This window comes from Scopulibacillus darangshiensis (assembly GCF_004341035.1).
GTDB classification, from domain to species: Bacteria; Bacillota; Bacilli; order Bacillales; family Sporolactobacillaceae; genus Scopulibacillus; species Scopulibacillus darangshiensis.
The window spans coordinates 14384-26619 of sequence record NZ_SLXK01000006.1; the positions used below are offsets into that span (position 1 = coordinate 14384).

Annotated in this window: 11 protein-coding genes; 1 reads left to right on the forward strand and 10 read right to left on the reverse strand. The window is 43.3% G+C overall.

Annotated features, from left to right (window positions below; genetic code table 11):
* Positions 1-24 precede the first annotated feature (24 nt).
* The 10 genes from hpaE to nagA all read right to left on the reverse strand — a co-directional run bounded on the left by hpaE (position 25) and on the right by nagA (position 11269).
* Positions 25-1485, reverse strand: a complete 1461-nt coding sequence (gene hpaE, locus EV207_RS06080; RefSeq protein WP_132744957.1) for a 5-carboxymethyl-2-hydroxymuconate semialdehyde dehydrogenase — start codon at positions 1483-1485, stop codon at positions 25-27.
* 81 nt (positions 1486-1566) lie between these two features.
* A complete protein-coding gene (gene hpaI, locus EV207_RS06085; RefSeq protein WP_132744716.1) occupies positions 1567-2490 on the reverse strand; it encodes a 2,4-dihydroxyhept-2-ene-1,7-dioic acid aldolase in 924 nt (307 codons plus the stop codon).
* 89 nt (positions 2491-2579) lie between these two features.
* Positions 2580-3056 carry a flavin reductase family protein gene (locus tag EV207_RS06090; protein WP_132744718.1) on the reverse strand — a complete coding sequence of 159 codons (477 nt, stop codon included), beginning with the start codon at positions 3054-3056 and terminating at the stop codon, positions 2580-2582.
* A gap of 21 nt (positions 3057-3077) precedes the next feature.
* Positions 3078-3530: a MarR family winged helix-turn-helix transcriptional regulator gene (locus EV207_RS06095; protein WP_132744720.1), complete on the reverse strand. Its 453-nt coding sequence runs from the start codon at positions 3528-3530 to the stop codon at positions 3078-3080.
* A 291-nt stretch (positions 3531-3821) separates the two neighbouring features.
* Positions 3822-5174 carry an aminotransferase family protein gene (locus EV207_RS06100; protein WP_132744722.1) on the reverse strand — a complete coding sequence of 451 codons (1353 nt, stop codon included), beginning with the start codon at positions 5172-5174 and terminating at the stop codon, positions 3822-3824.
* Between the two features lie 40 nt (positions 5175-5214).
* Complete coding sequence (locus EV207_RS06105) at positions 5215-6636, reverse strand: APC family permease (protein ID WP_132744724.1); 1422 nt, start codon at positions 6634-6636, stop codon at positions 5215-5217.
* Positions 6637-6660: 24 nt separating this feature from the next.
* A complete protein-coding gene (locus tag EV207_RS06110; RefSeq protein WP_207902927.1) occupies positions 6661-8343 on the reverse strand; it encodes a sigma-54 interaction domain-containing protein in 1683 nt (560 codons plus the stop codon).
* Between the two features lie 277 nt (positions 8344-8620).
* On the reverse strand, positions 8621-9346 hold the full coding sequence (locus tag EV207_RS06115) for a GntR family transcriptional regulator (RefSeq protein ID WP_132744726.1): 726 nt from the start codon (positions 9344-9346) through the stop codon (positions 8621-8623).
* A 3-nt stretch (positions 9347-9349) separates the two neighbouring features.
* The gene (gene nagB, locus EV207_RS06120; protein WP_132744728.1) at positions 9350-10099 is read right to left on the reverse strand and encodes a glucosamine-6-phosphate deaminase; all 750 of its coding nucleotides are present in this window, start codon (positions 10097-10099) and stop codon (positions 9350-9352) included.
* 6 nt (positions 10100-10105) lie between these two features.
* Positions 10106-11269, reverse strand: coding sequence for an N-acetylglucosamine-6-phosphate deacetylase (nagA, locus tag EV207_RS06125; protein ID WP_132744730.1), 1164 nt, complete (start codon positions 11267-11269; stop codon positions 10106-10108).
* Between the two features lie 228 nt (positions 11270-11497).
* On the opposite strand from nagA, the gene EV207_RS06130 reads away from it, so the two are divergent.
* Positions 11498-12235: an SIS domain-containing protein gene (locus EV207_RS06130; RefSeq protein ID WP_132744732.1), complete on the forward strand. Its 738-nt coding sequence runs from the start codon at positions 11498-11500 to the stop codon at positions 12233-12235.
* The last annotated feature ends 1 nt before the right edge of the window (position 12236 follow it).

Genomic DNA, 12236 nt, shown 5'->3' on the forward strand with positions numbered 1-12236 from the left:
ACTATTCCCCCCAATTAAAAATTATTATTCCTTTTTGCCAAACTGTGGAATATGATGATCACCAAGTGCGACGTGAATCACTTGTGTTTCCGTATAAAATTCAAAGGCGTAATGGCCGCCTTCCCGGCCAATACCGCTATGCTTAGAACCGCCGAACGGAATCCTCAGATCCCTGACATTCTGAGAATTGATCCACAGCATGCCGGAGTCAACGGCCTGTGCGACACGGTGGCCGCGCTGCAAATCCTTTGTCCATACATAACCTGCAAGGCCGTATGTCACATCATTGGCAAGTGCAATCGCTTCAGTTTCATCCTTAAAAGAGATCACCGCCATCACCGGTCCAAAAATTTCTTCCTGTGCCACTCTCATCCCATTCGTTACATTTAGCAGTAGTGTTGGAGCAACATAGTTTCCTTTGCTTAAATCTGCAGGAATATCTGCACTGATCACATCTGCGCCTTCTTCCGCAGCGATTTTAATATAGCTTTTTACTTTCTCATAATGTTCTGCAGAGATCAAGGGGCCAACTTCGGTCTGTTGGTCAAGGGGATCCCCAATGATGATATTGCCGATTCTTTCTTTTAAAGCGGCAACAAACTTGTCTTTGATCGTCTCTTGCACGAGCAGTCTGGAGTTCGCGGTACAGCGTTCACCATTAAAGGAAAATATGCCCCAGACAGCAGCATCCAATGCCCTGTCAAAGTCAGCGTCGTCAAACACGATAATCGGTGACTTTCCGCCAAGTTCCATTGAATATCGTTTTAATTGATCAGCACCATTTTTCATGATTTCCGAGCCTGTAACGGTTTCACCTGTAAAAGAAATCAGCTTGGCATCGGGATGTGCCACTAGTGCAGCCCCGGCTGTTTCGCCAAATCCGTGGACAACATTGAAAACACCGTTCGGCAGCTCAGCTTCATGAATAATTTCAGCCAGGCGCCCCGCCGACAAAGGTGATAATTCGGCAGGCTTCAGTACAACCGTGTTTCCGGTGGCGAGAGCCGGGGCAATTTTCCATGTTTCCAGCATGAATGGTGCATTCCAAGGGGTGATCAAGCCGGCGACACCAATCGGCTTATGAATCGTGTAATTCAAAAACTCGTTATCGACTTGATAAGCTTCTCCAGCCATACGTGTAGACACCGTTTCAGCATAAAAACGGAAATTTTGCGAGGCGCGGGCAGCTTGTTTTTTCGTTTGGCTGATCGGTAAACCGGTATCAACCGCCTCAAGGTAGGCAATCTCATCAGCATGTGCATCAATTATGTCAGCAATTTTGCGAATATAGTCAAGCCGTTCAGCAACCTTCATTTTCCCCCAAGGACCATTATCAAAAGCTTCTTTGGCAGCCGCAACAGCGGCATTGATTTCCGCCGATCCGCCTTCTGCCACTTCATTTATCATATTATTTGTGAACGGGCTAATGTTCCGAAATGATTTTCCAGATTGTGATGGGATAAATTCACCATTAATATACTGCATCACTTTTTTATCGGTATTGATTGGCAATGCTCATTCCTCCTAACATCTATATCTTTACTGTTCAGTTTTTGACTGTGTAGATCAGCTTATCACCTCATTTGGGATATCAACGTAATTGCTTAACACCGAACGGATTTCTTCCTGAAGTGCTTTCGACGGCAAATCCATTGGCAACCGCAGTGCCGGATGAATTTTACCCATCATCCCGAGAGCAGCTTTTAATGGCGCGGGATTAGTATCTTTGAACAGCACGTCATTTAACGGCATGAGGTCAAAATGCAGATTCTGCGCTTTCTGCAGATCGCCCTCAATCCAAGCATCATAAAGCTCTGCTACCTTTTTCGGTGCCACATTTGCCGTCGCGCTTATGTAGCCGGCACCGCCGATCGCAAGCATCGGGTAACACAATAGTTCAATGCCTGAATAGAGCAAGAAGTCTCTGCCGCAGTGCAATAGGACACGATTGACATGTTCAAAATCCTTATTGGATTCTTTGACGCCAATAATGTTGGGGCAGTCTTTATTCAGCTGTGCCAGTGTCTTAACTTCCATGTTAACCGCTGTTCTGCCGGGTATGTTATAGACAATAATAGGAAGGTCAACGCTATCCGTCACTGTTTTAAAATGTTTGTATAGTGCGTGCTGAGAAGGCTTGTTGTAGTATGGAACAATGACTAGAGCGGCATCCGCACCCAACTCCTGCGCTTTTTTCGTCAGAACCATTGTTTCCTGATGGTTCGTCGATCCGGTTCCTGGAACAACCGGAACACGGCCATCCGCCGTCGTTATCGCGATGTCCATCACCTTAATCCTTTCTTCCAATGTCAGCGAACTCGGCTCCCCAGTTGTACCTGTCACGGAGATGGCATGTGACCCGCTTTCGATATGCCAGTTAATTAAATTTTTGAGCGTCTGTTCATCAATCGTGCCATCTTCATGAAAAGGGGTAATAATAGGGGCGATGGATCCTCTTAATTTTGCACGCGCTTCCGTTAGATTGGCCAAACTTATCCTCTCCTTTTTGAATTATAGTAAAGTGATCATTTGAAACTGCTTGCAAAAAGCAGTTTCAAATGATGGTCAACTTGGGACTGTTATACGGTATGAAATTTAATCAATTGGTTATGACCATATTTCCCGCCAAAAAACGTCAGCGGATCGCCTTCGGACAGATGTAAATCCACCACTTCACCAATAAACAATGTATGATCTCCGACTTTATGAGAGTCGTATACATTGCAAATAATATTGGCCAGCGCATCCTTTATAACTGGGACACCGCCATGCCAATCAAACTCAACATCCTCTTTTTCCTTTTGTCCAGCAAAATGCATAGACATTTTCGTTTGTTTATCAGACAAAATACTGACAGCAAATTTTCCGGTTTGCTGCATTTTATCGTACATGTGCGCTTTCTCATCAATTGATACTGTAATTAGCTTAGGATCAAGCGAAACGGACATAAAAGCGTTTGCCGTCATGCCGTGAATGTGATCATCTATTACCGTTGTGATCACTGTAATGCCAGTCGCAAATTTACCCATCGCATCTCTGAAAGTCCGATCATCCAATATGATCACCCTCCTCAAGTGTCACTTAACCTTTTCCTCTTCAAGTGCGATTTCAATATTTCTTTCCATGTGCTCCAGTGTTATTTTTAAGAGCGCTATTTGCTCCTCGGAAATGCCATTGAAGACCTTCTGATAGACTTTTTCAATGGACGGCTCCAACACATGCCGAAGCCTTTCACCGGAATCCGTTAAATACACTAAAAAAGACCTTCGATCATTTGAATTGGCTTTTCGTTCAATCCATGTCTTCCGGTCCATATTATCTAAAATTCTCGTCAATGTTGCCTGATCTTTCCCAGACTTTTGCGACAATTCCTTTTGTGTAATGCCATCCTGCTCCCCTAGATATCTTAAAACTGTCCATTGTTCCGGTGTGATGTCATAACTTTTTAAATGAACAAAAAGTAAGTGAACAATTTTCCGTCCTGTTAATACCGTAGGGTAACCGACAGCTGCATCTATTGTGTTATGCATTGCCGCCACCTCTTTATTTATTTGTTACACCAATTATATGTATATCAAATTTAACTGTCAAATAAATTTCTATATTTTGATATGGCGTAATTTTCGGTATAAGGAAAACTCGCCGATTGGCGAGCCTTTGGCGAAGACAGAGACGTAGTTGCGACGCACAGGACGTGCTAGTACTGGCGTTGTAACAGGATGTTACGTCTTTAGCCAGTGCCCTTATGTGCGTCAGAAAGTTATACTTTCTGATTAACCAATGGAAATCCGGAGTCATATCGACTCCGGACCTATAAAGAATTAAATCGTTATAGTTTTACGAACCTCAAGGATGGCATCATGCAATGTCTGGACGAGGTCATTGACCTGTTCCCGGGTAATGATAAGCGGCGGGGCAAAGGCAATGATGTCAGTGCTGTCATAAGTGACTGCACGGCATATGACACCGCGGTCATGGAGCGCCTGAATTACTTTTGCTGCCACTTTTCTTTCCGGAGTAAAACGTTTATTAGTATCTGGATTTGCGACAAGCTCTACTGCCCCAAGAAGGCCTATGCTTCGCACATCACCGACAATATCAATTTGCTCCTTAATTTGCCTGAAACCTTTCAGCAATTCCTCTCCCATTTTTTGTGCATTTTCTACGAGGCCTTCATTCTCAATAATCTCAATATTTTTCAGTGCAACCGCCGACGCTGCCGGATGGCCGCTGTAGGTGAAGCCATGGAAGAGAGTGCCTGTCGAATGTTCTTTTAGCACATCATGTATGGAATCTGAGACGGCCACTCCGCCCAGCGGAAAATAACCGCTGGTCACACCTTTTGCAAATGTCATCATATCCGGAACAACATCCCAATGTTCAAGCCCAAACATTTTGCCGGTTCGTCCAAAACCGGTGATTACCTCATCGGCAATAAACAAAATGCCATACTCGTCACACAGCTTTCGAACCCCTCTGAAATAATCATCCGGCGGGATAATGACACCGCCTGCCCCTTGCACCGGCTCGGCTAAGAAGGCCGCTATCGTCTCAGGTCCTTCTTGCTCAATCATTTTACGGATGGAATTGATCGCTTCTTCTGTTCCAATTTCATATGGTGTTTCGACATGGAGAAAATCAGGGACGAGCATGCCGCCCATTTTCCAAAACTCCGGAATACCCGTGGCACTTGTCGCACCAGCGGAAACGCCGTGGTAGGCTTTTTTACGGGAAATAATTTTTCTGCGTTCAGGCTTGCCGGATATCATCCAATAATGCCGGGCTAATTTGAATGCCGAATCATTCGATTCCGATCCACCCGAGGTGAGAAACACAGCATTTAAATCCCCTGGCGTAAGGCCTGCTATTTTTTTTGCTAATCTGATGGCTGGTTCGTGGGAGAATGTAGAGAAGGCTGAACTGAATGCCAACTTTGACATCTGTTCTTCAGCAGCTTGAGCGAGTTCCTTTCTTCCATGACCAATATTGACATTCCAAAGCGAAGACATAGCATCAATATATTCCTTGCCGTCAATATCCTTCAAATAAATGCCGTTGCCTTCTTCGAAAATACATTTCGGGCCGGCCTCCTGCTGTTCTTTTATCGAGGATGTCGGATGAATAAAGTGGTTTTTATCCCATTCGATTAAGTTATCTTTTACTTGTGCAAGCATAAGGAATCCCTCCTGGTTTTTTGTATTTTATTAGTTTGCTTTAGTCTCGAATCGTTTGATCGCTGTAGCTTTGATTTAATAGATTTGTACCTGAGCCACTTGAATACTTCCCTTTTTTCATTTGTATAAAGAAAAAGGCTCCGATAATCCACCAAATGATCAGTATCATCCATTCAGCCGGCCAAACGAGTGAAGACGGCATATAAGGCATATATAACAACGCAATAGCCAATGCGAGGACAATCGCCGTCCAGCCAATCATATTCCCTTTTCCAGCTCTGTAGGGCCGTGGCATGTCAGGTTCTCTTTTCCGAAGGACGACGAACGAAATAGCTACCATTAACCACGAGACAACAATGGCAAGACCGCCGGCATCCGACAGCCAAACAAGCATAGGTCTTCCAAGAAGAGGGCATAGAGTCGCGAGAACACCTATCGCAAGAATGGCATTTGATGGTGTTTTGTATTTTGGATGTAATTTTCCGAACCATGACGGGAGCATCCCTGATTCCGCCATTGCATATAAGACCCGGCTGCCCCCGATAATAAAAGCATTCCAACTGGTCAAAATGCCCGCTACACCGCCAAGGATAAGGACCTTTGCGAAAATACCGGAATGGTATACGGCGGCCATGGAATCAGCAGTAGCCAGTTCGGATCTTGAAAGTGATGTATGATCCAGAGCCATGCCAACTCCGTAAATAATAGCCAAATAGAAAACAACAGCGGATATGACAGATATGACGAGTATTTTTCCAATAGACTTAAATGGGACATTCATTTCCTCAGAAGCTTGCGGAATGACATCAAAACCAACGAACATAAAGGGTGTCATAATAATGACACTCATGACGCCAGCCATTCCATCCTTAAATAGTGGTGATAAATTAGCCGATTCCCCGCCGATTGATGAACCAAAAATCAGCATGAGACCAATAAGAACAATGACGATCGTTAAAACCATTTGAACCATAGCAGCTGGTTTGACTCCAAGATAGTTGATAGCGGTTACAAAAATAGAGCCTATAACGCCTACAAGCACCCATGAAAGATAGACATCCCAGCCGGTAATCGTCCACATATAACCGACCTGGTAATTTGGAAAAAGGTAATCTATAACTGTTGGCAGCGCTACAGCTTCAAATGCCACAACCGAAAAATATCCAAGAACGATAAACCATGATGTGACATAAGATGCGGTGGTGCCCATTGCACGGAGTGTATATGCGTGCTCACCTCCCGCTTTTGGCATAGCGGAGACTAATTCAGCATAGGTTAGCCCGACAAAGACAACGAGAACACCGCCTACGGCAAAGGCAATCATAGCGCCAAGGAACCCCGCAGACGCAATCCATGTTCCTGATAAAACGACCCAGCCCCAGCCGATCATCGCACCAAAGGCCAGGATCAAGACATCCATGCGTGACAAAACCTTATCAAATTGTTGATTGGAATTGCCCATCTGCTTTCACCCCTTTAAATGGATTTAGTTTTCTGTCAAAAGGTTTTTTAGCTTACCATGTTTTGCATACTTTTTGATCTTCCTGACAACTGTTGATTGATTAACTTGCAGGGCCTCAGCACATTTATACGTATTTTTATACTTTAGATAAGCTTGTGTAACCAGTTGTCGCTCTAAATCTTCTACCGCCTGCTTTAAAGGGATAATATCCTTTACGACAATACCCTCCTGAATGTGACTTTTATAGTCGATAAGATAAGTTGGCAAACCCTCGATAGTCACCTTGCTTCCTTCACAAGTCACGACAAGCCTTTCAATAAGGTTCTCTAATTCACGGACATTTCCAGGCCAATGGTACCTCAGGAGATATTGGTAGACATCATCACTAATCCTTTTATTCATTTGATATTTCAGATTTAGTTGTGTCAGGAAATGATCCACCAAAACAGCAATATCATCCTTACGATGGCGCAAAGGAGGGATCATCATCGGGACGACATTCAACCGATAAAAAAGATCCTCGCGAAATTTCTTTTCTTTAACAAGTTGCGGCAAATCTTGGTTCGTTGCCGCTATGATTCTGGTATTCACATGAATTGGCTCATTTCCCCCTACCCGGCGAAAACAGCTGTCCTGCAAGAATTGCAGTAATTTCACTTGAACATTAAGAGATAGATCAGCCACCTCATCCAAAAATAAAGTGCCGCCATCAGCCAGCTCTATGACACCTTTTTTCCCTGCCTTATTCGCTCCAGTAAATGCGCCTTTTTCATAACCAAACAGCTCGGATTCAATCAAATTTTCAGGGATGGCACCGCAATTAATTTCAATGATTTTATTATTATTTCTGTTGCCTTCTTGATGGATATAACGCGCCATCACCCCTTTTCCGACACCTGTTTCACCTGCAATTAATACCGTGGAATCCACAGGTGCAACCTTGGCTGCCAACTGAAAGACCTCCTTCATTTCATTAGATTGGTAGACCACCTCTTTCTCACCTGATACCAATTGCCTTAATTGACGGAGTTCTGTTCGATATTGATTAAGCAGATTTTCCGTTTGTTGGAGACGGCTTTCAAGCATTTCAATTTCGGAAACTTCACGTGAATTAAAGACGATCCGATAAATCTCACCATCATCATCGAAGATAGGATTGCCTATGACATAAAGTCTTTTCCCTGTTCTTGTCCCTTGAATACAAGATACCTTTTTCTTTTCTTTTTGTACGACTGGTGTTAACGATGGTGTAAAAACATGCCTGTTTGCAAGGTCTGCTGTTTTTTGTCCAATTAACACCTCCTCTGACAACCCGTACAGCTCCTCACATTTTTTACTGACTTTTGTAATAACACCATCACCATCGGTTACGAGAATTTCATCAAAAGATTGGTTTATAATTTGCTCAAGCTCGAAATAATGGGGGTCATTATAGACAATCAACAACACACGGTATTCCTTTTGTTTTTCTACACGTTGAAAATGCAATCTGACTGCACCAAAGGAGTGATCCGCCCCACCTTCCAATGAACATTTAAAAAAAGTATTTTGTACATCGTCCGGCATTTGGTTGATGTTTGTAAATGGCCCCTCCATAGAAAGCAAATCAGCTGCCGCATCATTGTGGCAAAGAACATGGCCTTCTTTCGAAAACACTGTTGACCCAAATGACGAATCATTCATTAACGAGTCCAAGTTATTTATCAAGCAACACACCTCTTTTGAATAATATCCTCCCCTCCTAGTCATCACTACTATTCAATGCAAATTCGATGCCAATCTTTTGTTCCGAAATATCAGTTAACTCAGGTGAGCGTTAATGCGAATTTGCATCAGCATGTTGCATCAAATTTCAGATTAACCATATGAGCGGAGGTGTTCGCGATAAAATGCATTATCGCATAATTAATGCAATTATACATTAAAAAAGCAAGAAGCCTGAATCTAGCATCAGAGCTTCTTGCTTTTCACATGTGAAATGCCTTTAACCGCGTTTCATATCAATAACAAATTTATAGCGGTCACCGCGATAAGTTGATTTAACTAATTCCAAAGGTGCGCCGTTCTCAAGAAAGGTGTGGCGCTGTATGAGTAATATGGGGGCATTTTTTTCAATACCAAGGTACTTTGCCTCTTCTGCTCTCGCTACCGATGATTCCAGCACCTGATTGGCATGACCGATTTTAAGTCCCAATGTCTTTTCAATGTAGGAATAGAGTGACTGATTCACAGTCTTTTCAGTCAGGCCTTTAACCAAATTTGCTGAAAGGTACATTATTTCTAGAGCCATTGGCATGTCATCGGCCAAACGAATCCGTTTAATTTCATAGATAGGGTCATGTTCATTGATATTAAGACGATGCGCTGTTCCAGCAGACGCCGGGATTAAGCCAAAGTGAACAAGCCGGCTCCCTGGTTTTAACCCTCTTTTCTGCATATCCTCAGTAAAACTCGTCAGGCCTTGCAGTGGCTGTTCAATTTTTTGATCTGAGATAAAGGTTCCTTTTCCTTTCAATCTGATTAAGGTGCCTTCATTCACTAAATTTGTAATGGCTTGCCTAACGGTCATGCGAGAAACCTGGAATGTTTCAGTGAATTCCCTTTCTGAGGGTATGGCGTCTCCAGGTTTTAATGCTTGATTTTCAATTAACTGCTTTATATATTCCTCAATTTGGAAATAAATAGGAACAGGCGATTGTCTATCGATCACAGCCTATGCCCTCCTTTCATTGTCATCAGCAATGGATAATGCATCGCGGTCTGCAATGATTATAACATTGGAATGCTTGTGTAAGGAGGAAGCAGGAAAATCTTGATCAATCTTTTGATTCCTAAGTAACCGGTCTATCGCTTCTGCCTTACTTTTTCCGGACGCCAGAAGCAGGATTTCTTTGCTATCCAAGATCGAGCGAATCCCCATTGTCAAGGCATGTGCAGGAACCTCGTTAATGCTGTTAAAAAAGCGGGCATTTGCTTTGCGTGTCGATCGGGTCAATGCCACAGTATGTGTCCTTTGATCAAAAGTCGTGCCGGGTTCGTTAAAACCGATGTGGCCGTTTTGCCCAATACCCAGAAGCTGGAGATCAACCCCGCCAAGGGATTGAATTAGACGATCATACCGCCTGCACTCATCCTCCAGATCTTCCGCATTCCCGTCGGGTAAAAATCTTTGATCTTCAGGGAGGTCCAAATGACGAAAGAGATTTTCGAACATGTACGTATGATAGCTATTGGGATGATCCTTGGATAAACCAACATATTCATCTAAATTAACTGAACGGACATATCTATAGGAAGTATGATGATCATTAAAATCACGGATAATTTCTTTGTATGTTCCTTCAGGCGTACTGCCCGTTGCTAAACCAAGGACTATATTTGACTTTTCCTTAACCTTTGCGATCACGTATTGGGCTGCCTTAAGACTAAGGTCGCCGTAATCTTGCGCTTCAATAATTTTCATCGCTTTTCACCTCTCTTCCTGTCGGTAGGTCACAACCCCTCGGCAAATGGTCATGACAAGTTGATTATTATCATCCAATATAATGAGATCGGCGTCCTTACCGCGGGTGATGCTGCCTTTTCGGTCATAGACGCCGCATTGCATTGCTGGGTTGACAGAACCCATTTCAACAATATCCTCTAATTTCGCGGCAGTAAAAGCCATCATATTTTGCATAGCTTGATCCATTTTCAGGACACTGCCGGCGAGGCTTCCCGAAGCTAATACCGCCTTGCCATCTGTTACAGTTACCTCTTGTCCACCGAGGTCGTACGTCCCATTCTTCATGCACTTAGCCCGCATGGCATCAGTTATTAAAATTGTTTTCCCGGGGCCTTTTTGCCGATAGGCAAGATCAACTGTCTCAGGGCAAATATGGATGCCGTCAACGATCATTTCTGCATATAGCTCATCATGTAAGAGTGCTCCGCCAACGACCCCAGGCTCCCGATGATGCAGACCGCTCATTCCGTTAAAAAGGTGGGTGACATGCGTCGCACCAGCCTCTACAGCATTTGCCACATCCCTGAATCCGCCATTAGAATGGCCGATCGAAGCCACCACACCGTGCACGCTTAGATAGTTAATCAGCTTTAGACCGTTTTTAATTTCAGGTGCCACCGTCACTAATTTTATATTGTCTCCTGACAACTTCTGCCAAGCTTCAAACAGGTCAAGATCTCCGTCAAGAATGTATTCCGGCGGCTGCGCACCTGCTTTTTCCTGATTTAAAAATGGGCCTTCCAAGTGAATGCCTAAAATCTCAGCTTGCCCACTGGGTTGGTTTTTAATATAGTCTCCAGCATTTTTTATAGCCTTCTCTATAGCCGCCGGTTCTTGTGTAATTGTTGTCGCCAGGAAGCCTGTTGTAGCCTCCTTTGGTAAGGTTTGGGCAATGTTGCTTAAAGCTTCAGGCGATGCATCCATTGTGTCCGAACCGCCAGCACCATGTATGTGAACATCAATCATTCCAGGAAGGCACTTATAATCTGATGGAAAGTCGAATAGATCTTCGCCATCCTTATTAATAATCATCTCATCCATAGCTGAAATTTTCTCGTTTGTTATTTTAACCGAACCATTTTCAATCCATCCATTTTCTGTGTATATCGCAGGTCCTGTTATTCGCAATTGTCTGGTCCCTTCTTTTCACTTTTTTATTTTTATCGTAGCATGTTCCTAACACGCTGTCTAGACATCTATATTCCAGAGCAAAACATGTCGGATCAATGGTATAGACATCTATATTCCAATTGTGCTATGATAATGGCGAAAGAAAGCGATGTCATACTGTTGCAATGACTAATTTTATTTAAATGGTTTGTTCTAATGAATGACAACATTTAGAAAGGAGGAAACATGCTTTCTGAGTATTTTTCCCGTATTGAGACAATAATTAACCAAGTCAAAGGTAATGAACAAAGACTTAAAGATGCAGCTTCTATACTATCTGACGCCATTAAGAACGATGGTCTTATTCATATCTTTGGCTGCGGCCATTCCCATATGATATCTGAGGAAATATTTTACAGAGCAGGTGGTTTGGCTCCTATTCATCCGATTTTTATTGAAGAATTAATGCTTCACAAAGGGGCAGCGCGTTCATCAGAGCTTGAGCGAAAGAACAACTTTATTCAGCCATATCTCGACGAATGCCGCTTTAGTGACAAAGATGTCCTTATTGTCACTTCAACCTCTGGGATTAACGGTGTGCCCATTGATGCTGCGCTTTATGCAAAGGAAAAAGGTGTCTTCGTCATCGCCATCACTTCAGAGGCCTATTCGAAATCACTCGATTCCAGACATTGTTCAGGGAAACGCCTGTGTGATGTTGCCGACCTTATTATCGATAATTATTCAGTCAAGGGGGATGCTATCATGAGGGATGACCGGTTGAAGCAGCCGTTTGGACCGACATCTACCGTGATTGGCATGCTGATTATTAATAGTATTATTGTAGAAACCGTCCATCTGTTGGCCCAAGAAGGCATCACGCCGCCGCTGTTTTTGAGCGGTAATATCCAAGATGCAGATGACCACAATCAAGCATTAATCGAAAAATATAAAGACAGAATTCCTGTTCTGTCGAAAATTTAGG